Source organism: Paenibacillus sp. FSL H3-0329 (genome assembly GCF_037963285.1).
In the GTDB taxonomy this organism is placed as follows: domain Bacteria; phylum Bacillota; class Bacilli; order Paenibacillales; family Paenibacillaceae; genus Paenibacillus_AQ; species Paenibacillus_AQ odorifer.
Genome location: NZ_CP150150.1, coordinates 2170726 through 2193629, shown reverse-complemented (window position 1 = coordinate 2193629; position 22904 = coordinate 2170726). Strand labels below are relative to the sequence as shown.

The window sequence follows — 22904 nt, the reverse complement described above, 5'->3', positions numbered from 1 at the left end:
GCCAGTGAGAGTTCCACCATTCAGTCGTTTTCGCAGATTCACCCAGATCTCCGCTATATTCATGCTAGGGATCGTCGTAGGAGCTGTCATATACAATGCTATTTACCATGTAGGATATAACGTATTATGGCTTCATAATCAAGATCTGCGTGTACAGATCGAGCAATATCAAAAAGATATTCAGACACTCAAAAAATACAATAATACCTCAACCGTGATCAGAGAAATCAAAATTCGATCGGAGGAAAGCAAATCCAAAGAAGATACCCCACTTGACCCCGTAACTGTAAAATTAATCATAAGCCAAATGGGCTCAGATCTGGAACCGATGCGCGGCCGCAGCATGTTCGATATTGATACTGACAGCAAACTGGTTAGACTGCTGTTGGATGGCAAGCTATACATTGTGCGTGACAAGGAATACTCTGTCAAAATCCGAACCATGCTCGTCATGGAAGGTGTCCTGCAAATCTGGGTAGAAATCAGTCCTTTTAAGCGCAGCTGACAGCCATCGTGTGATACAATAATGGACAGACGTGGAAATTACTTCTTGGCTACTGCAAGACACGATAAAGGAGCTGGCTGTCCATGGTTTTATTTATCAAGTATTTATTGTTTATCCTGCTGGTGATCTTTGTAATCGGTGCCGCTGTGTTCAGCATATCCTCCCGCCGTGCCTTAAATCCCCAAGATAAAGGGCTGAAACGCTCCGTCATGAATGTGATGCTCGGTGCTATGCTCGTAACGCTGTCCTTGATATCCATGTTTTTGTTTCGCGGCTCTACCGTTAATATCATTGTTGAAGCTGTCTTTCTGCTGATTGGTGCGTTCAACATCTTCTCGGGTCTACGCAGCTATAGTTTTACAGCCGTAGCCGCAGCCAGGAACAACACCAGTCAAAAGCCTAGCTGCTGCTCTGACGGAATAGGAAAAGAATAAAATAGACTCCCCTCTCAATCAATGATGAGGGCAGTCTATTTAGCATGTATACGATCCTATTTACCGGATGCTATCCAGCTAGCAAACCATTCTTTAGCCATGATCAATGGATTGCAGCATCAGAACAGCTTTGGCTACCAGAGTATCCGAGTGGCTGATCTCAATCTCAAGCTTACAGGTACGGCGGCTGATTTCGAGCAGTCTCGGCATTACAATGATCGCGTGTTCGATCTGTACCGGTCGGATAAAATAAGTGGACATATTATCTAGTACATAATCATTTCCTGTGATGTCCTTAGCTGCTTTAAATGCCGAAAGCGTCATAAGCGTAGACAATATCCCCTCAGAAATCGTCCCAAGATCCGTGGCCATCTGCGGCGTAATAAAGCCATGGAAGAACAATCGTCCCTCTTCGTCCCGCTCATCCGCAAAACCATTCCAAATGAGATGATCAAAAGTCTCTCCCAGCTGAGGTTGGTTCCGAACATCGCGTAAGCTTTGCAGCACTTCTTTACGGGTTAGGGAGCCTACCAGTTTGCGGTTACGGTCCACTATGGGCAGAAAATCCACGCCTTCCCACATCATGATCTGGGCCGCGGAGGCTAGTGAGGTTTGCAGTGCAGCCGTAACCGGACTGCGAATCATCGCTTTTTCAATGATCTGCCCTTCCGTCAATTCCTCTACATCACGGCGACCGATAATGCCAATGACTCGGTTCCATTCATCCGTAACGGGAAAGCGCTGCTCTCCAGTTTCCTCAGAAACCTGTCGTAGCTCGCCGACGGTGCTAGAGATTTTTAACGTATTCAGGCGCGGTTTGCTGTCGATAATATCCTCTACCAGCATAATTTTTTTCTTTATCAATCTATCAAAAATAGCACGGTTAATCATTGAAGCGACGGTAAACGTGTCATGTCTCGAAGAAATAATGGGAAGATCCAGCTCGTCTGCCAATGCCTTCACTTCACGGCTCGTCCCGAAGCCCCCTGTCACCAGAACCCCTGCACCCTGCTCCAGCGCCAGAGAGTGAACATCATCACGGTTACCCACAATCAACAGACTGTCAGCGTCTATATAACGGATCATCGCATCGACCTTCATCGCCCCGATCACGTATTTATGCAGATGTTTATTTAGTCCACTTGCCCCGCCAAGCACATGCCCTTCAACAATATCAACTACATCGCCAAACGTCAGCTGCTCTGAAATGTTCCGAGGTTTCTTTTCTACACGAACTGTACCAATCCGTTCCTTCGTGATGACTATCCCGAGATTCTCAGCTTCCTTCACTGCACGGTAAGCAGTCCCTTCGCTGACTAACATTTCTTTGGCGAGCTTGCGAACAGATATTTTGGTGCCTACCTTAAGACTTTCAATATGCTGCAGCAGTTGCTCGTGTTTAGTAATCGCATCGCCTTGACCTTCCAACTGTTACACCCCCATGCTCCGATCTGTACTATACTGTACCTATTATACAACGATAGAATGGCTCAGTACAACCGATTCATAAGCTTCGGATTCGAATTTCACTCTCCTTACACAATCTACGATTAAGGTAGGTATTGCCACATAGCAGGTTTGAAATCCACCTGAAAATCCCATTTTTCGAAACTGAATATCTCTGATGCGTTTTAAGCTGACCTTAAAAATTCGCTGCCTTTATTTAGCAACCTTTTCCTCTTTTTTATAGTCTGAGAATTAATGAATGTGTAAAGGAGCATTGAAGATATGAACAAGACCGCTTTATTACTACTTACCCTTACTTTGCTTTTCATAGGACTGGTCAGCTGTGGAAATACGGGAAACGAAATAAAACAAGCAGACCAGATAGAGCTGGATGCAAATAATATAGTTTCTATTAACTTAATTGAAAGAAAACAGCCAATGGCCACTATTTCGGATACATCCTCCTTTGAACGTTTCGTTCAAGCCATAACTACTGCTGAATATGATAGAGGACAACTAGATATTGCTCCCAGCGATTACAGAACCACTCTGAACATGAAGGATGGCATAAGTTATGAATTGTCTTTTTGGATCGTCGGAAGTAACAATGGGTTACTCATTAAATCAGGACAAATGGGCCACTATCGCCTGTCAGATACCAGCAAAAAGGATCTATTGGACTTGTTTCAATCAACTTTTAATGAAGATAAGAATTCATCAGAAGACACTGTTAACCCACAGCCCCCAAGCGTTCAAGTTACTGTTGGCGGTGAACAGTTCGAGGCTATTCAAGGCTCTTATTGCTGGAACGACAATGGCAAAGGCGTATGCGTGGATATAGCTTCTAACGTTGAGCTGGTTTCCATACAGAAGGTACATCCCAAAGCCATCAGCGGTGATCAGGTAGAACTCGAATTCTCATATGCACCCAAGGAGATGGAGGTTATGGCTTCATTTCCTGGTGAGGAACGACCGGACGAAGCCCTTTCCGTGGACAAAAACAGTTTTCAACTCGCAGCAGGTAGCGGCAGACACCTATATATCATCCATGCAAGATGGCCTCAGGGAAGCGCCAGTTATGTATTTGAAGTTCAATGCTCGGTCAGTAAAAAGTAATCGGATTGTTTTTGCTTAACACGTGGATGGGATGGTCGGATGATGGTCGGATGATGGTAGGATGGTAGGATTATGTCCATCCTCTCTACGATCAGGAAAAAAGTTTATACTATCGACGTGAAAGGAGCTGAGCTTATGCAATTTCTTTTTATACTCGCGGTCCTCGTTCCTGCAGTGTGGTATTACGCGGCTCTTGGTAAACGGATATCTGCCGAAGAAAAGAAGGCTGGAAGAGATCTCACCAATGAGAAAATAACATTTAACCCCCTGCAAGCAATACAGGGGGCATATTAAAGCCCACTGGCTTAGGCTAGTGGGCTTTTTCGTATGAGTGTGTCTTTTTTGTATGCCTCTTTGTGTGACTTTTGCGCTTGGCTCGGCATTCTGAGGTATTTATACTTCTCTTTTGGCTACTTTGGTGTTTTGCCCGGCATTCTACGGTATTTATACTTCTCTTTTGGCTACTTTTACGATTTGCGCGGCATTCTACGGTATTTATACCTCTCTTTTGGCTACTTTTGCGTTTTGCCCGGCATTCTACGGTATTTATACCTTTCTTTTGGCTACTTTGGTATTTTGCGCGGCATTCTACGGTATTTATACCTTTCTTTTGGCTACTTTGGTGTTTTGCCCGGCATTCTACGGTATTTATACCTCTCTTTTGGCTACTTGTGCGATTTCCGCGGCATTCTACGGTATTTATACTTCTCTTTTAGCTACTTTTACGATTTGCGCGGCATTCTACGGGATTTATACCTCTCTTTTGGCTACTTGTGCGATTTCCGCGGCATTCTACGGGATTTATACCTCTCTTTTGGCTACTTTTACGATTTGCGCGGCATTCTACGGTATTTATACCTCTCTTTTGGCTACTTGTGCGATTTCCGCGGCATTCTACGGTATTTATACCTTTCTTTTGTGTACTTGTGCGTTTTGTGCGGCATTCTACGGTATTTATACTTCTCTTTTAGCTACTTCTACGCTTTCCGCGGCATTCTACGGTATTTATGCCTCTATTTTCGCCACTCCTACGCTTTCTACAACATTCTAAGGCATTTTTGCCTCTCTTTCGCCACTTCTGCACTTTCCGCAGCATTCTGAGGCACTTATGCCTCTCTTTCGCCACTTCTGCGCTTTCCGCAACATTCTAAGGCACTTATGCCTCTCTTTGCACGACTGCCGTGCTTTTCGAGAGACCTGAAGCTAATCTAGCTTTTTTAGTAATCGACCCCAACTCTATTATCTTTGCGAAACTCTAGTTTCTTCATTCCACTTTGTCTGCCATTGCTCCAGCTTTTCTTTTCGCACAGCTTCCAAACGTTTGGTCTTTTCCTCATCAACCCCGATAATAAAATGCAGATGTGCCGCAATGACCATAAACGCAAAAAGTGACCAGACGACTCCAAAACCAAACACCCAACTCGGTCCATTCGCAAGCGAAAGCTTCGGCAGTGCATACAAAAGCATGGCCAACGCCAGCAAGAGATAGACACCGTGTTTGAACTTGTTTCTTTTTCTCATTAATAACAGCTCCTTCGTAGACAGGATATTCGATTGAATCTATATCTCTACTCTATGAACATGAGGCCCGTAATATGAGACAAGTCCATTAAAAAATATAACCTTTTCAAAATTATGTATAAAAGGTTAGCATTTATATAGCAAGAGACGCTTATATATGAGATGATGATTTCATTTAGGGGAGGCGTTTTTGAATTGAATGCAGCTTATAATCATACCGAATACATAATTCGCAAAAAGGTATTTTCGATCATGGGTGCGAAACTTCATATTTTTGACAGCTCTGAGCAGCTTGTGCTCTATTCACAAATGAAAGCGTTCAAGCTTAAAGAAGACATTGCACTTTATACGGATGAATCTATGCAGAAGGAGCTTCTGCGCATAAAAGCCCGTAGCGTCGTCGATTTTAGCGCTACTTATGATGTACACGATACAGAGTCCGGTGAGCATATTGGTGCTTTTCGCCGTAAGGGTCTCAAATCTATTTTGAAGGATGAATGGATTATTCTTGACCGTCATGATCAGGAAATCGGAAAAATCAAGGAAGACAGCACCGCGATGGCTTTACTGCGCCGCTTCATCGCTATTATTCCGCAGAAATATAATATCGAGATGGATGATACTACGATCCCTGCCTTCAAGCAAAATTTCAATCCATTTGTCACCAAAATTATGGCTGACTTCTCGGAGGATCGAAAAGGCAAGCTTGATCGCCGCTTAGGTTTGGCAGCTGGTATTCTTCTCTGCGCAGTCGAAGGTAAACAAGATTAGTTGAGGTTGAGGTTGAGGTTGAGGTCGAGCTTGAGCTTAGGCTAGCCATATAGTCACAGCCACAAGAAAGAGGGTGCTTCCAGAGCCATCGGCTTCGGGAACACCCTCTTTTGATTTTCATTGCTGAAATTTATTCACCGTACAATTGGGACAAACTCTCGGTGATAATTTTATTTACATCCTCGATTACAACGCTCAGACGGCGTTCCGCATCGAACAGACGACGAATGCCAAGATTCAAATTAAGCACCTCGAACAGCTTCTCCATCTTTTCCATTTCTTCTTGTGGAGGCATTTCTCCGCTCATCATCCGTTGTTGCAGCTCCATCTGACCTTGGCGGAAATTGTCCAGCATCGCTTTCGCTTCAGGATCCGTTTCTACGACCTTCATGGCATTTCTGATGTCCGATACCTCGCTGCTCTCTTTAATGGCTTTCGCCAGTTCATGTGCTTTGTCGTGAATGCTCATTATGATTCCTCCTAAAAGTTTTGTTAGCGTACACTCCTCAGATCGTCTTCGTGCAAAACTCACTTCGGAAGCTTACGCTTAGGTTTTGTAACAGCTGCTTCCTGAATCTACTCTGCTCTAAAAACTCACTCCGAAAACATACGCTTAAGTTTTGTTAGCAGCCGCTTCCTGAATCCACGCTGCTTTAGTTTCCAATATTCGCTCATTCCATACTTGTTTCGCTTCTTGGGCCGAGCTTATGAAATGACTGGGCAAGGTTTTTAGCGATTAGGTCAATCACCAAGGGTCATCTGTCTCCATATGATGAATGATATGTAACCCTTAGCTACCAAATTGCCGGCATCATGCTGCCTACCGGAAGGAGATCCACGATGTCCCAATTCAAGATCCCGGTCCATACGGTCAACTCGGGCATCCTGCAGGAAAACGCTATAATGCTTGGCGAAAAATCCATGAAAAGACTCAAAATCCCGTCTCACGGAACACTCCAGCTGGCATTCGGCTCTTTCCGGCAGGAGGTTACCATTATCTCGGCTCCCAAATCCGACATCCTGCGTGTAAGCGAAGGACTGGCGCGGCGGACCGGATGGAAACACCGACAAACCCTCAACGTTTCTTACAGCTCTGTAAGCCGCACCTTGCGGCTTGGACCGTTGATCGGCGTGCTCGTCAGTCGTGACCATCCAGATAATCTCGACAGGTTGTTTGGACCCATTACCATGTTCTGCCGGGAATTGACAAATGCCTGCCACACACAAGGCGCCTATGTATATTTCTTTACCCCGGAAGCGCTGGAAACACGCAGTTCTTCCATTCAGGGCTGGGTATACAACGAGGGTTGGAGAAAAATGAGTCTGCCCATTGCCGATGTAATCAACAATCGGTTAACGACGCGAAAGGTGGAGAATAAACCTAGCGTACAGCATTTTTTGGCGGATGTAAAATCGCGATATGGAACGCATTTCTTCAACGAAAAATTTCTTGACAAGACAGAGGTATTTGAAGCTTTAGCGCAAGACCCTTCCCTGCAGCGGTATTTACCTGAATCGCATGCGTTGAACGGCTTTGCCGTAATGAAGAAGATGTGCAGCCATTACCCAAGTGTATTTTTGAAACCTGTACGAGGCAGTCTCGGCAAAGGCATACTTCGTATCTCTAAAGAAGAAGGCGGAGGTTACCGTCTATTGTCTACTACCTCCATAGGTACACGCAAGCAAAGCTACACCACTCTCGCTAAATTGTACCAGTCCATCGCTCCCAAAATGAAGACCACTCGATACCAGATTCAGCAGGGATTGCCTTTGATGGAGCTAGGAAGGCGACCTGTAGATTTCCGGGCACTTGTTCAGAAGAATGGCAGCGGAAAATGGGGAGTTACCTCCATTGTCGCCCGCACCGCCGGAAGCAATCACTTCGTGTCTAATTTAGCTAGAGGTGGCAGTCTCAGCACAGTGAAAGAAGCGATTAGCAAGAGCAGTCTTCCTCCGGGCGCAAAAGAAAACGTTCAGCTTCAGCTGCCCAGAGCAGCACTTGCCATTGCAAGAGGGGTCGAAACCTTTATCCCCGCTCATTTCGGAGAGCTCGGAATCGATCTGGCACTGGATCAATCAGGACGAATATGGCTCTTAGAGGTTAACTCCAAGCCCTCCAAGAACGATAATACACCGTTAAACGACCAAAAAATAAGACCGTCCGTCAAGCAAATGATTTTATATTGCCGCTACTTGGCCGGTTTATAAGGAGGACACGATGACTGAAAAAGAAGTGGGGTTCCTCGGCATTATGACAGGCCGCCGCAACGGGAATCCACCGATCGCCGAGCCAGAGTTTTGCAGTCATTTATGCCGGGCAGCTCCTCTATACAGCCTAAAAGTCCTCGTATTTCATCCAGACGGAGTAGCGGCAGACGGTTCCTCCATTACCGGCTATACCTGGAAAGATGGAAGCTGGCAGAATACCACTTCTTCACCGCCAGATATTGTCTATAATCGCTGTTTTCACGAAGGTCCGAAAGAAAGAAAAGAAGCTTCCGCTGCACTTTCTTCTCTTCATCGTTCTCTACCTTGGTCTCGAGGTTTGCCAGATAAATGGGGTGTACATGAGATATTGAAGCGCGACCGGAGAGCAGCGGCAATACTGCCGGAAACTGTACTCTATACCGGTACCCGCAGGTTAAGTACAATGCTTGCTGAAAGAGAATATGGAGTTTTTCTAAAGCCCAAGGCCGGCACCCATGGCAAACGTACATTACATTCCATACTGCAGAACAGAGGCATGAGAGTACGAGGGCGTGACGGAACAAATACACCATTTCAATATGTTTTCGACTCACAGGCTGAAGGACTGAACTGGATTCATGAATTTATCGGCTCACGCCGCTATATTATACAGCCTTTCCTGCACCTAACTAATAGTAAGGGGCAACCGTTCGATGTGCGTGTATTGATGCAAAAGAATGGCCTTGGCCGCTGGACTCTTACCGGCATGGCCGTACGGCTGGGTAACCAAGGTTCGCTGACTTCGAACCTGCATGGCGGCGGAACAGCTGTTTCTCCCCTGCCTTTTTTGCTTGCAGAATATGGTCAGGGTGGAAAAGACATCATGCGTGAGCTTGCTGCAGAAGCTGCATACTTGCCTCCACTACTGGAGGCTGCATGCGGCAGGCTTGGAGAACTCGGCCTTGATTTCGGTATTGATTCGAGCGGTCGGATTCATTTACTAGAAGCAAATTCCAAGCCAGGGCGCACGGTATTCCGGCTGACGGGCGACCGCCGGGCTGCTAAGCTCGCCGCCGAGAATCCACTGTCTTATGCGCGCCATCTACTGCTCACACAACGACGGATACCATCCCTATCTACGGACAGCTCCGTTACAAACGGGAGAATGATAACAATGGTTCCTAAGGAGGATTCATAAATGAGTCTCACTTTTTGCAATGTGCATTTCACTAAGCAGCCCCAAAGAGTTGTATATGTATCAGGTGCACTGATGAAAAGCTTGAAGTTAACCGGGAAAAAAAATATACGCTTAAGGCTCGGTAAAGATGCCACCCCGACCATGATCAAGCCCATCAAGCGCGCCGGAAATCACCTATATCTCGCCTCAGGCGTAAAAAGCGCTATCAAGGTTCCGAAATCAGGCGGTGTCTATTTACGCAATCTACAGAATGACGAGGTGCAGCTAGGACCTTTAGTTGGCATATTGTCCGATGGTCCTGCTTCCTCGTCTCAGCCTTTCGGTTCTCGCACAGGGTTCATCAAGCAATTACTGCGGGAAGGCAGCAACAAATGTTATATATTTGCCTTTATGCCGCGTGACATCAACTGGCAACAGGAACAGGTCTATGGATATTTTTTGACTTCAAGCGGTAAGTTTGAACGAAAAATGGTCCCTCTGCCTGATGTTGTCTATAATCGATTGCCCAGTCGGAGAGCTGAGACCTCACCCTATATCAACCAACTTCGCGAACGATTTATGCGGAAAAGAATTCCATACTTTAACTGGAGCTTTTTCAATAAATCCGATATCTATAAGCTTTTAGAAAATGATGGGGCGGCAAATCGTTACGTACCTGAAACCCACAGCAATCCGTCCACGGAAAAAATGAGAGAAATGCTGGATCACCATCATTTTGTATACTATAAACCTTCTGCGGGAAGTCTGGGTCACGGAATTTATCGGCTTACCTATCTCCCGAAAAAGGGGTATTTTGCCCGCTACCGCCGCGGTGGAAAAAACGTTCTTTTACGCTTTACCACCTTTGAAGCCCTTATGCGTATGCTTCGTTCGCGTCACGGTCAAAATCTGCAAAATTATATAGTTCAGCAGGGAATACGCCTCATTGAAATAGATGGCTGCCCGATTGATTTCCGGTTCCATATGCATAAAAACGGCAGTAATCAGTGGATTGTAGTCGGCATAGGCGCTAAAAAAGCCGGCCGTGGCAGTGTCACCACTCACCTTAAAAATGGAGGAGCATTGCTTACACCTCAGCAAGCACTCGGACGTGTATTCGGCGCAAGAGCTGACGAAGTACTGCAGCGTGCAAAGACTACAGCCATCAAGCTGGCAGAATCACTAGAAGTCCAGCATCGTCATTTGCTCGGTGAAATTGGCTTTGATCTCGGAATTGATCAGGATGAAGACATCTGGATGTTCGAGGCCAACGCCAAACCAGGTCGTTCCATCTTCCGTCACCCTTCCCTGCGCGCTGAGGGCAAAGCTTCCATCGAGCACATTCTGGAGCATTGTCTATACCTCAGCAAATTCCGCAGGAGGGATGAGATGTGAGCACCCATAATCCGGAAGATACAAAACCTGTTATTGCCATACTGACCACCAGCGATAAAGTACGGCAATTTAATGGCAACCGCAGCAACTTCCGGGACATTATTCGCACAGGCAAAGAAATGGGATTTCTTGTCTACGTCGTCACTGTCCGTGACCTCAAGCTTGAGGAACGGATGGTGAACGGATATGTCCCATCGTCCAGCGGTAAAATCTGGTACAGCATTCCTGTACCTCTTCCACAAATCATTTATAACCGAATTCCCACCCGTGAGGATGAGGAAAAACCTGCTGTGGTACGTAAAATAGCTCAATGCCTGGAACATCCAGGCATTAAGCTATATAATCCATATTTTTTCAATAAATGGAGTCTATTCGAATGGTTAAGGGGTTCGCACTCCACCTCAAAGCATGTTCCAAAAACGAGACGATTACGCAGTGCAAACACCCTTACTGCCATGCTGAACCAGCATACCAGCCTCTACCTTAAACCAGAGAACGGCAAAGCAGGAAAAGGAATTATGCGCCTGAAATATCGTGCAGATACCGCTTTGCCTTACCGGCTTCAAATTCAAAGCGGCAAAAAAAATGTGACGTACAAAGCAGCTTCCATGGACCGGCTCTGGGCAAGAATCGGAAAAGAAAAAGGAATCTCTCGTTATATTGTGCAGCAGGCTATTGAACTGGCGACTCATCGGGGAAGACCGTTTGATCTGCGGGTGCTGCTGCAAAAAAACAGCAGAGGCGGCTGGGGAGTGACCGGCATAGGCGCACGCCTCGCCGGTGCCCGAAGTATAACGACACATGTACCACGCGGCGGTAGTATTGAAGAGCCTGCCAGCATGCTGGAAAGTACATTTGGAACCGAAAGAGCAGCCATGATCCTGAAGAGCGTGCCTACAACCGCCCTTCTTATCGCTAGACAAATCGAAAGAGCTTCTGACTCTATGCTCGGAGAGATGTCGATGGATCTGGGTGTAGATGAGAACGGGGGACTCTGGTTCTTTGAGGCCAACTCCCGGCCGATGAAATTTGATGAACCCGCGATCCGCAAGCTGTCCCTAGAGCGAATCTTTCACTACGGCCAGCACTTAGCGCGCCAGTTTAAATAGAAATCATTAAAAGGATGTGACACAGCATGCAGATATCCTCCATCTATGACACAAATGCCAAACAGTGGAAATCACGGCTGGCTGGACTGCTTGAGTTTATAAGAGCGCATGGGGAGAAGCGAATCACAAACCAAGCTTGCAAAGTACTGGCCCGTTTAACACCGGATCAGTTGTCAGAGCCGGGTATCTCGCTGCTTGTCGCCACCGTACGCGGTCAGAATGGGCGCCAGCTCGCAGGAGTCAGCTTCGTATCCGGTTTCGGTGCAGAAGCCTGTCTTGTCGCTGTGCACCCCTTCTACCGGAATAGACACACCGGCACTGCCTTAATGGCTGCCCAGCTGAAACGCCTCGGGCATCTGCAATGCAGTGTTGCCTGTGACAATACAGCTAGCCTAAAGATGTGCTTCAATATCGGCCTTGCTGCCGACACACTTACCACTGGTCCTACCGGCAAGCCAACATTACTGCTCCGGTCACCCCATCATACCGGCAGCACTACTAATTCTCCACAAGAAGGTGAACTCCTGTGCCAGAGCCCGTCTTAGGCATTCTTACTTTATATATTAACGAAGCCAAGCAGCTTGAAGAAAAGGCCGTGTACCGGAGAATGATCGTCGAGGGCAAACGAATTGGCTTGGATGTCTTTGTTTTCACCCCCATGGATGTTCATCCCAGTAAAGAGCAGATCCATGCCCTTGTCTTTGATCCCAAGAGCGGAAAATGGTCACGCAAATGGCGTTCTTTTCCGAACATGATTTATGACCGTTGCCGTATTCAGCGCAGCTCACGCTTTCAGCAACTGCTTCGTTTCCGAGAACGCTACAATCATCTGTTATTTCTGAATCGTCCACTGCGCAACAAATGGACCATTCACCAAACATTCTCACAAAAAAGCCGTTTCCGGCAACATATGCCAGAAACTTTACTCTATCAGTCCTCTGCCGACCTGCGCCGGATGCTGAAAACCAATTCAGTAGTCTATATCAAGCCGGCAAACGGCACAGGTGGACGTGGCATCCTCAGAATTGAGAGAATGAAGAATGGGCGTGGGGTATATGATATTCAAGGCCGTCGCCAGGATCGCCGAATCATTCCCACACGTAAAGTCTCTTCTACTCGGCTGGATTCCATCGTACGGCAATGGTGCATCGGCGGACGTTTCCTTATCCAACAAGGGATTCCATTACGTCTGCCGGGCGGACGTTTCCATGATTACCGGATGCTCGTTCAAAAGAATGGGCAAGGTGTCTGGGAACTCACAGGTATGGCAGCACGGGTCGGTGCAGCGCGGAGTGTAACCTCCAATCTTCATGGCGGTGGTCATGCCGTTCGAGCGGAAACACTGCTGAAGGAATGGCTGGGTAGTCAGGATAAAACCGATAAGGTCATGAAGACTGCCGAGAGGTTAGGCCTTGATGCCGCAGCCTTCCTGGAAGAAAGTTACGGAGCCTTATGTGAGCTTGCATTGGACCTCGCCATTGATCGCGAAGGGAAAATTTACGTGCTGGAGGTTAATCCAAAGCCCGCCCGTGAAGTGTTCGCAAGATCAGGTGACGGAACCACATACCGCAAAGCCCTTATTCGCCCTCTGGAATACGCGCTGTGGCTCTACAATAACAAAGGAACCCCCAGCACAGCTAAAACGACTGAGGAATAAAAATTATCTTAATAGTCATCAAAAAAAGACGCCCCTAGCTCGTATTAATACGAAGCCGAAGGGGCGTCTTTTCGATTTATTTGGCCAATGATCCCTGCAGGGAACCTGCATCGAAGTCCGGCTGTGCTTCGATATCGGTGTCACCTGCGGCTTTGGCTTTTTCAAGTGCCGCATTATAGCGAGTATTCAAGTCCTGAAGCTCTTTATCTAAATCTCCACCACCAAAAATGTATCTATTGAAGACATCAACCTTCTTTAGTCCTTCCAGACGTCCCTCACTAATGACCATCGGAGTCGCTGGATAAATCCCGTCTAACTTTGTAGGCAGAAAATCTTCAATCCCTGCAATGTCTGGTGCCTTGGCAACAGTAGCAACCGATGGAATAACCGAAACCCCGTACCCTGCTTCCTGATAAGCAATCTGCACATCATCACTGTACATCCATTCAATAAACTTCCAAGCTTCTTCCTTATGCTTAGAATCCTTGCTCATAGCCAAATAACTTCCTGCAATAACTTGGCTGACACCCTTCTGCTCCCCGTCAATAGTTGGAGGAATCGCAGCTGCCCAGCGAATTTCAGTTGGGAATTGGGTTTTGTAGACCGTCGGCTCAACGGAATGGTTGAAATACATACCGATCTTGCCTTGAGCAAATTGCGCACGCAGCGGGTCGATATCAAGCGATTCCGATCCTGGCATCATGCTTCCATCCACCTTAATCTGCCGCAGCGCCTCAGCAACCTCTTTATACACGCTAAAATCAAATTGCCCGGTCTGGAAGTCGAAGCCCTCTGTGCCCTTAGTCTTGCTAAGTGTTGTTATTGGATAAGCGATACGCTCAAATCCGCTGGTACTTTTGAAATTACCCGCGAAGCCGTAAGCGCCTATATCTTTTCCCGCTGCCGTAATTTTCTTGGCATCCTCGACCATCTCTGCGAGTGTGGTAGGCGGCTCTGTAATGCCAGCCTTCTCGAACAAATCTACGTTATAGATGAGGCGCCAGAACTGACCAATATTGGGAAGGCTATATATTTTGCCGTCAACGGTATTTTTCTCGTTGATAAGTACGTTCTCGAACCGGCTCTTCATCTCTGGTGAAATGTAGCTATCAAAAGATTCCAGATACCCTCTTTTGACCCAGGTTGGCACGTTATAAGTATCCACCCGGAGAATATCAGGCGCCTGCATGCTGGAGAAGGCAATATCCACCGACTGGGTATAGTTCTCTGCCATAACCTTCATTTCAATCTCAATATTGGGATTAAGACCTTCATACTCACTGATTTTTTGTTCAATAAAATCAGAATCGTGACGATCAATGGTCCAGTAGACCAATTTTGTTTTTTCGGAGTTTGTATTGCTGCTGCTTACCTCCGTATTAGATTCGGATGATGAACAGGCGGCCAACGAGCCAGCCAGCATCAGCGAAACTCCAGCTAATATCCATTTGTTTCTTTTCATCTAAAATGCCTCCCTTTTCTTTTGAAATCGCATTCATTTCTTAAGAAAATTATAATTCCACTGCCCTTTTATCAGTGAAGGAGAAAACAACTGTCAATGGGAGACGAAATCACTGTTTCCCTCCACTTTGGGTAAGGTATATTTTGCACGAAAGTCAGTCGGCGTCATTCCGGTATATTTTTTGAACTGCTCTGTAAAATAGGGACGATCCTCATAGCCCAAAGAGATGGCAATATCCTGAACCTGTATGCCTTCCAGCACTAGCTCCTTGGCTTTGTCCATTCGTCTCCCGATAATATATTGGGCGAGTGTCATCCCCGTCTCCTTTTTAAAAAGATTGGAGAAGTAGCTAGGACTAAGATGCACCTCCCGTGCACAGTCGGCGACGGATAGATTTCGATGCAGATTGCCATTGATATGAGTGATGGCCCGATCCACAAGCATACGCGCGTCGCTGCATTGGCGTTGTTGCAAATACGTACAGCCCAAACGGCAAAATTCCCGAATCTGGCGGCTAAGATCTTCAAATGAAACTGCACTGCTCATGTCTGCAAGTTTGTTTTCCAGAGTTTTAACTTCCGAATCTGTTGCTTTTTCCGAAAAAATCCGATGGATAGAATGAGCCAGTTCAAGACAGAGTGTCTTAACGATGGACGGGTTAGGCGTTGCCGGTGCAGTAATCCAATCATGCCAAATGTTATCCAGCTGCTCCTCTGCTTTGGACAAATTTGCCGAACGCAGACAATAAAGCAATTCTTTCTCCTTGTCATATGAGTATCTGGGTAGCGCGGCATTCACGACTGCATCTTCAACATAGGTGTACACGCTGTTCCCACCATTTAGAAAGGTGTTCGCAAGTGCAGACAGTGCCTGCGCATAAGAAGCAGAAAGCTGCCCTACCTCTTCTACCTCTCCACCCAGTCCAATGGACACCGTCTGGTACGTATACCGATGTACATTTTCCCGGCATTTCTCTGCAAGTTGCTCCATATTCGGCTCCGCCAGAGGGTTCATCACAATAACGAATTGATTCACATTTTCCCGGAACACAATGCCCCGAGTGTATTCAGATATTGTATTTTCCAAAATATTCTGTACGGCAAAGCGGATTAACTCCACCTCGGAAACCGTAAGTTCTGATGTACGTTCCACAAAAAAATCCACTTCCGCTACCATCACGCAAAAGTTATGGTTATTCATCTCGATATTGTAAAAATCCCACTGCTGGCTCAAATGCTGCTGTCTAGTTCCGTAACGGATGAGCAGACGCATATATTCCTGACGCAAATAGGGTAAGCTCTCGCGCAGCTTTTGTTCCATGCCCATCATCTGCTCAGCTTGACTGCGTTCCCGTTCCAACACTTCCTTGGCCTTCAACACGGATTCAAGCACTTGAACCTTGGTGTACGGTTTTACAATCAGATCAAAGGCACCCAGCTTAACAGCTTCCTGGGCATAAGTGAAATCAGAATAACCCGTCAAAAAAATCAGTTTGATGCCTGGCTGCTCCGCTTGAAGGCTTCGCATCATCTCTAAACCATCCTTAAAAGGCATTCGGATATCCGTCAATACGATGTCAGGACGATGCTTGCGGATCTGCTCCAGACCTTCTTCCCCGTCTGCCGCGGTGGCCGCGATCACAATCCCATGTTCCTCCCAAGGAATCCGCTGCGACAATCCGCGGACCACTGCAGGAATATCATCAACAATACATATTTTAATTGAATGGGCGCTCAGGATTTATTCCCCCTTCCACAGGAATGGATAGAACAGCTTCGGTTTCAACACGCGGACTGCTTCGAAAGACCAATCCGGCTTCTTTGCCGTAGTACAGCTGCAGTCGGCTACATATATTAGACAGAGCGTACCCTCCACTGCCGTTCGGCTCCTTCAGCCAGGCATTGAGTTTCTCCGCATTCATGCCGGTTCCGTTATCGGTAACCCGGATGAGCAGTGTGTTTTTGGCTACTTCTACAGAGATCCGGATCACTCCCCCTCCCCTTAATTCCTTAAGACCGTGCAGGATAGAGTTCTCTACCAAGGGCTGAATAATAATTTTCAACACAGGAAGCTCCAGCAGTTCCACTCCGGCATCAATTGTATAGTCAAACAACCCTTCATAACATTGCTGCTGAAGGTTTAGATACTGGCGGACATGTTCCAGTTCCTTGCCTAAGGTCGTAATTTCATACCCGTTGTTCAGTCCCAGCTGAAACAGCGCAGACAGCGAAATGACCATCTGTTTCACGTCCTCATATTCATCCATCTCACATTTCCAGAAAATCGTGTTTAATGTGTTATATAAAAAATGAGGCTCGATCTGCGCCTGAAGCGCCTTGATCTCCGCTTTTCTCTTTTCTTTTTCTGTATCCTTGACTTCAACAATCAACTCGCCGATCCGGTCTAACATCTGGTTAAATTTGCGTCCTGCCTCCCCAATCTCATCCTGGAAAGGACTCTGGAAGCGAGCACTGAGATCCTCCTGCTCTACACGAGACATCGTCCGTTGCAGTTTCAGCAGCGGTCCCAGTAGCAAAGCGGACAGATACCTTGCAAGAAAAAGCGCGATGACGATACATGCCGCCATGATCATCAACACCAGCCATTGAATACTCCGAACAGGTTGCAGCAGTTCCTTTTTGGACAGGTAGCTGACCAACACCCAGTCTTTTGCATACCCTGAACTGGCATAGCTGAGCAGCATTGTCCCGTCACCAGCGGAATATTCAAAATTACCCCGGTCCGCCTCCCTCAGTTTGTCTAAAAACACAGAGTCCCGAGACCATTCCGGGCGTTCCCCGTCTCCGAAGACGCTTGTTCCCTCTTTATTGATCAGTAAAAAACGCGCGGAGCCAAGGCTCCCGCCTCCACTTACAGTATCTTCAAGAATGTCCTCTTTTACATTAACGATCAAAAATAGATCAGGGACATAATTGTCTGTAAGCGGCTGCAAGACTAGGGAAATAACATGATGTTTCCCGGCAAATAGCTCGTCCCGATGGCTCTCCACCCAATTGGATTCAGGTTTCTCCTTAACCCGTTGGTACAGCGAAGATTCTAGAAATGGGGTCAAGGTTCTGCGCTGATTGCTGGTAGAGTAGAAATCCCCGTCCGGCGTACTGATCAAGATAGATTCAATAGAGTTTTCCGTCAACTCTACCTGCGTGAAGGGCGCTTGCAGCATAGAAAAATTGGCAAAAAAACGTTCCATATTATGAGCTTTAATATCCCGGATGGTCTGCTGATAAGCTTCGCTCAACATCATCGTGGAGGAAGCCACAATGATTTGCTTTAACTTCTGGTCTAGGACATTGATTGACTGATTCAGCACATTTTGATTTAACTCGACAGAGTTACGCTCCATCGCCCGAGAAGCAATGGAGTAAGCCAATAAACCAGTGACAGAAATACAGAATACCGTCAGTGCGGTAAAAGACAGCCATATTCTTTTCTTCAAAGAGGTACGATAAACCCAGGCCTTCAGCATGTATTCACATCCTTCTTGAATAGCTGTCCGAAGCCCGCCCCGAATCTAGCCCTTTACAGAGCCAGCTGTCATCTGCATGAACGATTTATTAGCGAAGATATAGACAACAATCATTGGCAACATGGACAGACATGCACCCGCGAGCATCAATTGAGGTTGCGCCGCATCGCCGATACCATATTTTAGCCCCGCCAATCCTACGGTGAGTGTCTGTAATTTGGGCTGAGTCATGGTAAAAACCAGCGGCAGAATATATTCGTTCCATGCTCCGCGGAAGGTCCAGAGCGCCGTGACTCCAAGGGCGGGCGTCAGAAGCGGTAAGATAACTCGAAAGTATACGCTATAGAAATTACAGCCGTCAATAAAAGCAGCCTCATCCAGATCCTTCGGAATCGCTCGTACAAAACCAATCAACATAAAAAATACCGTAGCATGCGCACTAATCAGAATAATAATGACTCCCCATAACGATTTCTGTAGATTAAGCGCTACCATAAGGTCAAATTGCGGCCGAAGCACCACAGCACCGATCGAGATGAATAGCGTGCAGGACTGAATTACAACATATATACGTTTCCCGTAAAAATCGACTCTCGCTACCGCATATGCGGCCATCGTTCCAATTAATAGAGTGCCTAAGGTGGTAAAGATACTGATAAACACACTGTTCCATGTAAAGCGGGCAAAGTTAGCCGAATTCCAAGCCTGCGCGTAGTTTCCAATCTGCCATGACTTAGGCAGCAAGGTGGTTCCCGTCGTCAACTCCAGATTGGTCTTAAGGGATCCGAAAAAAGCCAGAATAATCGGAAACAACGCAAAAGCCGCCACTATAAGTAGAAAAATCCACAGCAAGGTCCGGGACAGCACCGCTCGGGTCTTGAAGGATCGGACAGGCTGGACCGAAGTATTCTTCGTCTCCGCATGTAATGTACTCACTGTTCATTCTCCTCTCTTTTAATAGATATCATTTAGCTTTTTAGATACATAAAAGTAGACTAAGGTAATCAGACCTACAATAACTGCTGTGGCAAAACCAACCGCACTACCGTAGCCAAATTGCTGAATGCTTGTACCTCCACTGGATACAGGGAAGAACAGCTTATACAGGTACAGGTACATAACTTCCGTCTTGCCATAAGGACCGCCTTCGGTAAGCACCATAATACTCTCATAGCCTTTTAGGGAGGCGGTAATAGCGAGCATAATGATCATTTGCAATACAGGTCCGAGCATGGGAACGGTGATGTTCCACATTTTTCTGAAGGGTCCAGCTCCATCTATAGATGCCGCCTCATAGAGATCCTCAGGAATGTTCTGTAAACCAGCGATAAAGAGCAGCATATAGTTACCGATAGCCCCCCATATCGCAATCATAATAGCTGTTAGTAAGGCATATTTCGGCCCTAGCCAATCTATCGGAGCGGAAATAATTCCAGAGCCGACCAATAGCTGGTTAACCATCCCATTGTATGAATTAAAGATAACGTAGAATACGATGGCCATAACCGAAGCACTGATTACGGTCGGCATAAAGTAAATCGCTCTTAGCAGCTGCCGCCCTTTCAAAGCACGGTTAAGGACAACCGCCAGTAAAAATGATAATGGCAAGGTGATGAGCAGCTTGCCTCCAGCGTAGATAAAGGTGTTGACCACTGACTTCCAGAATTCCTGATCCCTTAATAAGCGCTCGAAATTCTCCAGTCCGATAAACAGGGGTTCGCCGAAGCCCTGGTAATCATAGAACATGTACTTCAGAGCCCAAAAGATCGGATATACTCCAAAAACCAGCGTCAGAATCAAACTGGGAGCAACGAAGGTCCAGGCGTTAATTTGACGTTTTGATAAATTCATTTATTGTTCCTCCTGTCCATTGGACTAAGCTTATGTCCTTAATGATAATTCTATCCGTTCGTAACGGTTAGGGAGAAAGCGACTGCGCTTGGGGGAGAATTTCACTTTTTCAGTTGCTTTGTCCCCTTTCCTTCATTTGTTTATCTATCCCGCCCTTCGTAAAGCCACGTTTATACTAATTAAGAGAAAGCTCACCCACGAAATATGACAACTTTACAAGGAGGTTAGAACTACCGATGATTTCAGCATATGGTGGCGGTACACGCCCCTTCGGGTGTTATACGGAAGGAGAGCTGGAGGGCATACGCCTTAGAATCGAACAGCTTCCCAAGGTCCGGCAAGAGTACGAAAGACAACGGCAGCTATCTGAACAATTTGCCAGCCGAGAAGCTGCTGCGCCACTCCATAAACTCGGCGTGTTCCGGGTAGAACCCTTTGTTTTTAAAACCCCTCCCAGTACGGCCTTCCTGAAGCTTTCTGTACAGATTCGGGGAAAGGGCACGGCACGCATCGGGGGCTTGCGTCTGACTCATTCGCAGCTTGGCTTGCCGGTTGAACTAGCGAATGGCGGTCTAGAATCTGGGATGCTGGGGTGGAGTCAGGACCGAGAAAACGGAAGCAAAGTATATCTAGAGAAATTGGCCAGCTGGCAGCAGGGTCTTCAGCCATCTGGTGTGACTCCATCTGGCGCCACTCTGGCAGACGATTTGCAATGTATCTGCATCAGTAATGAGGAAGTGAAGGGATTGACAATCCTTCATTATGGAGAGACCATACCTGTATACGAAGGTGATCATTACAGCATGCAGACAGCACTCAGTCTGGAAGCTCCTCTAGACGAAGGAATCTGCATCGGGGTCCATTTTCTAAATGCTGCGGGGCAGCCGTTGGGAACCGAGCAGCTCTCCCCGCTTTTTAATCGGCCGACGCTTACCAATTGGGCCTACCTGCTGGAGGCTACGGGAACGGACGCCAATATGTATATGATCACGGGTGAAAGTGAATTTGCGGTTCGAGCCAAGCAAAAGCTCCAGTACATGCTTGCCGATATGCGGGTAGGCATGGATATTTTCCGTAGAGACGGCTGGCATGACGATGATACTTACGGCGCGGTGCATATCGGGAGGGGGCTCGCTGCTGCTTCGGTAATCTACGATCAGATTGCTGGCAGCAGTGTATTCCTCACTGGAGAAGAAACCGAACTTCTCGCTCATTTCCGGTATATCGCAGACATGATGATGGATACCCACTACTACCGGTTTGATCTGGAGACCTTCCCAGATGAAAAGGGAGGAAAACGCAGTAATTGGAATGCCGACCGGGCAACCGGACTGGGTGTATATGCCCTCCTCTTTCCCAATGAAAAACAAAGTGAGGCATATCTTGATCATGCCCTCTCTGTCATCAACTGGCAGCTGGCAGAAGTGGTGGATTCAGACGGCGCATGGCCAGAAAATATTCGCTACCATGGCGCAGTATTGCATCGCTATTTTCTCTTCTTCGTCCTATTAAAGCGTTTGAAGGGCATTGATTATTTCAAGCATGAAAAGGTTAAGGGCATGTACCGTTTCCTAATCGGCACAGTGACTGTACCCGATATTATTCAAGGAGGCTCTTCTGGCTCCCCCATCCTGCTTACACCAGCGGTCGGCGATGCCAATGTGCAGGAACAATGGTTTCGCCTGCTTGGATACGCTGCCCCATTCTATATGGACGAAGACCCCCAGCTTGCCGGGGAAATGCTCTGGACGTGGAAGCACGGCGGAGAACCGATTGAGGATAGTGGCGCATTTCCTCTGCCTCTGGTCGCGCTGTTATATCCACAGCCCGATTTAGCAGAACAAAGGCCTGCACTCGACTCCGTACATTATCCCGATATCGGTTATGTCATCTTCCGCAACGGAGAACAGAACCTTCAGCATTATGCAATCTACGAGGCTTCACCGCTGACTTATCACGCTCATCACGATGAAGGGCACTTCTCCATCTGGGCAGATGGTGTTCCAGTAACCCTTGATTCTGGAACGGGAGGTTATTATAACGGGGATCGGCATTGGTATGTATCCAGCGCAGCTCATAATGTTGTCCAATTTACCGATTCATTCGGAAATTTTGCCAATGGCCCACTGCAAAGCACTTGCAAGGAAGTACGCTTCTCAGAAGAGTTAGATCATGCCAGCAGTCTTATTCCAGATGCTAACGCCAGGGAATATGAGCGGAATTTCTTATTCATTAAAGCAGGCTTTAACGTCTACTTGATATGGGATCGAATCGAGGGAGCATCGAACAGCGTCTGGAATCTGCATACACTCAGTACTGATGCAAGTATCATGGAGCAATCCATTGATGCAGCTTGCCTGAACGGCAAGCACCTAAGCGCTTATATCGCCGAGCCAGAACTTCCAGTGATTACAATGGGAGAAGGCGCTGTAGCCGGGAATTATCCGCTGGCAGAGCAGCAACATTTCCGTGTTTATGGTGGTACAAGCGACTACGTCATTCTGCTTCATCCCCGGACAGAAGATGCTCCTTCACTACAGCTTGAACAGCTTGATTATGAAGAGGCTGTCGAAGGAGTACGCTTGTACAGGATATCCCGTACGGATGGAAAATGGTTTATCGCCGCCATCAACGGCACCAAGGAGGAACGCCTTGTTACTATTCCGGGTCTCGGACCGCTTAGGCTTCTCGGAGAACCTGAGTCAACGTCCGGGCAACCTGAACCAACCCAATTAAGAATTGAGGCAGGCAAAATTCATATCGCCATGCCCCGATAACTATATAGA

General features: G+C 47.0%; 21 protein-coding genes. 13 read left to right on the top strand and 8 right to left on the bottom strand.

Annotated elements, in window-relative coordinates:
• The first annotated feature begins 4 nt into the window (after window positions 1–4).
• Both NSQ66_RS09385 and NSQ66_RS09380 read left to right on the top strand, forming a co-directional pair.
• Window positions 5–505 (top strand): DUF4044 domain-containing protein, encoded by a 501-nt coding sequence (locus tag NSQ66_RS09385; RefSeq protein WP_038569663.1) that lies wholly within the window; start codon window positions 5–7, stop codon window positions 503–505.
• Window positions 506–588: 83 nt separating this feature from the next.
• Window positions 589–939 carry a YtpI family protein gene (locus NSQ66_RS09380; protein WP_076140872.1) on the top strand — a complete coding sequence of 117 codons (351 nt, stop codon included), beginning with the start codon at window positions 589–591 and terminating at the stop codon, window positions 937–939.
• 93 nt (window positions 940–1032) lie between these two features.
• Here NSQ66_RS09380 and NSQ66_RS09375 read toward each other — a convergent pair whose 3' ends face one another.
• Window positions 1033–2367 (bottom strand): DRTGG domain-containing protein, encoded by a 1335-nt coding sequence (locus NSQ66_RS09375; protein WP_036678878.1) that lies wholly within the window; start codon window positions 2365–2367, stop codon window positions 1033–1035.
• Between the two features lie 300 nt (window positions 2368–2667).
• Between NSQ66_RS09375 and NSQ66_RS09370 the strand changes: the two genes are divergently transcribed.
• The 3 genes from NSQ66_RS09370 (at window position 2668) to NSQ66_RS09360 (ending at window position 4552) form a co-directional block, all read left to right on the top strand.
• A complete protein-coding gene (locus tag NSQ66_RS09370) occupies window positions 2668–3501 on the top strand; it encodes a hypothetical protein (protein ID WP_076140870.1) in 834 nt (277 codons plus the stop codon).
• A 72-nt stretch (window positions 3502–3573) separates the two neighbouring features.
• Window positions 3574–3795, top strand: coding sequence for a hypothetical protein (locus NSQ66_RS09365; protein ID WP_076140868.1), 222 nt, complete (start codon window positions 3574–3576; stop codon window positions 3793–3795).
• A 112-nt stretch (window positions 3796–3907) separates the two neighbouring features.
• On the top strand, window positions 3908–4552 hold the full coding sequence (locus tag NSQ66_RS09360) for a hypothetical protein (RefSeq protein ID WP_141118444.1): 645 nt from the start codon (window positions 3908–3910) through the stop codon (window positions 4550–4552).
• Between the two features lie 188 nt (window positions 4553–4740).
• On the opposite strand, the gene NSQ66_RS09355 is transcribed toward NSQ66_RS09360, so the two are convergent.
• The gene (locus NSQ66_RS09355; protein WP_038569660.1) at window positions 4741–5022 is read right to left on the bottom strand and encodes a hypothetical protein; all 282 of its coding nucleotides are present in this window, start codon (window positions 5020–5022) and stop codon (window positions 4741–4743) included.
• 195 nt (window positions 5023–5217) lie between these two features.
• Here NSQ66_RS09355 and NSQ66_RS09350 point away from each other — a divergent pair, with 195 nt between their 5' ends.
• Complete coding sequence (locus NSQ66_RS09350) at window positions 5218–5793, top strand: hypothetical protein (RefSeq protein WP_036683971.1); 576 nt, start codon at window positions 5218–5220, stop codon at window positions 5791–5793.
• A 130-nt stretch (window positions 5794–5923) separates the two neighbouring features.
• Here the strand turns inward: NSQ66_RS09350 and NSQ66_RS09345 are convergent, their stop codons facing one another.
• A complete protein-coding gene (locus NSQ66_RS09345) occupies window positions 5924–6262 on the bottom strand; it encodes a YlbF family regulator (protein WP_036683973.1) in 339 nt (112 codons plus the stop codon).
• Between the two features lie 371 nt (window positions 6263–6633).
• Between NSQ66_RS09345 and NSQ66_RS09340 the strand changes: the two genes are divergently transcribed.
• The 6 genes from NSQ66_RS09340 to NSQ66_RS09315 are packed head-to-tail and all read left to right on the top strand — an operon-like array spanning window position 6634 to window position 13318.
• The gene (locus NSQ66_RS09340) at window positions 6634–8001 is read left to right on the top strand and encodes a YheC/YheD family protein (protein ID WP_038569658.1); all 1368 of its coding nucleotides are present in this window, start codon (window positions 6634–6636) and stop codon (window positions 7999–8001) included.
• A 10-nt stretch (window positions 8002–8011) separates the two neighbouring features.
• The gene (locus NSQ66_RS09335; protein ID WP_052096916.1) at window positions 8012–9178 is read left to right on the top strand and encodes a YheC/YheD family protein; all 1167 of its coding nucleotides are present in this window, start codon (window positions 8012–8014) and stop codon (window positions 9176–9178) included.
• A complete protein-coding gene (locus tag NSQ66_RS09330; protein ID WP_036683976.1) occupies window positions 9179–10552 on the top strand; it encodes a YheC/YheD family protein in 1374 nt (457 codons plus the stop codon).
• Window positions 10549–11661: a YheC/YheD family protein gene (locus NSQ66_RS09325; protein ID WP_036683979.1), complete on the top strand. Its 1113-nt coding sequence runs from the start codon at window positions 10549–10551 to the stop codon at window positions 11659–11661. The genes NSQ66_RS09330 and NSQ66_RS09325 overlap by 4 nt, the downstream gene beginning before the upstream one ends.
• Window positions 11662–11687: 26 nt before the next feature.
• A complete protein-coding gene (locus NSQ66_RS09320) occupies window positions 11688–12206 on the top strand; it encodes a GNAT family N-acetyltransferase (RefSeq protein WP_036683981.1) in 519 nt (172 codons plus the stop codon).
• Window positions 12188–13318 (top strand): YheC/YheD family protein, encoded by a 1131-nt coding sequence (locus NSQ66_RS09315; RefSeq protein ID WP_036683982.1) that lies wholly within the window; start codon window positions 12188–12190, stop codon window positions 13316–13318. Before NSQ66_RS09320 ends, NSQ66_RS09315 begins: the two co-directional genes overlap by 19 nt.
• Window positions 13319–13394: 76 nt before the next feature.
• Here the strand turns inward: NSQ66_RS09315 and NSQ66_RS09310 are convergent, their stop codons facing one another.
• From NSQ66_RS09310 to NSQ66_RS09290, 5 genes are all read right to left on the bottom strand, one after another.
• On the bottom strand, window positions 13395–14780 hold the full coding sequence (locus tag NSQ66_RS09310) for a sugar ABC transporter substrate-binding protein (RefSeq protein ID WP_038569657.1): 1386 nt from the start codon (window positions 14778–14780) through the stop codon (window positions 13395–13397).
• Window positions 14781–14873: 93 nt separating this feature from the next.
• A complete protein-coding gene (locus NSQ66_RS09305; protein ID WP_254924594.1) occupies window positions 14874–16490 on the bottom strand; it encodes a response regulator in 1617 nt (538 codons plus the stop codon).
• A gap of 7 nt (window positions 16491–16497) precedes the next feature.
• Complete coding sequence (locus tag NSQ66_RS09300) at window positions 16498–18267, bottom strand: sensor histidine kinase (protein ID WP_076140864.1); 1770 nt, start codon at window positions 18265–18267, stop codon at window positions 16498–16500.
• A 45-nt stretch (window positions 18268–18312) separates the two neighbouring features.
• Window positions 18313–19134, bottom strand: coding sequence for a carbohydrate ABC transporter permease (locus NSQ66_RS09295; RefSeq protein ID WP_339279730.1), 822 nt, complete (start codon window positions 19132–19134; stop codon window positions 18313–18315).
• A gap of 87 nt (window positions 19135–19221) precedes the next feature.
• The gene (locus NSQ66_RS09290) at window positions 19222–20118 is read right to left on the bottom strand and encodes a sugar ABC transporter permease (RefSeq protein WP_038569654.1); all 897 of its coding nucleotides are present in this window, start codon (window positions 20116–20118) and stop codon (window positions 19222–19224) included.
• A gap of 236 nt (window positions 20119–20354) precedes the next feature.
• On the opposite strand from NSQ66_RS09290, the gene NSQ66_RS09285 reads away from it, so the two are divergent.
• Complete coding sequence (locus NSQ66_RS09285; RefSeq protein ID WP_076140862.1) at window positions 20355–22895, top strand: heparinase II/III family protein; 2541 nt, start codon at window positions 20355–20357, stop codon at window positions 22893–22895.
• Window positions 22896–22904 lie beyond the last annotated feature (9 nt).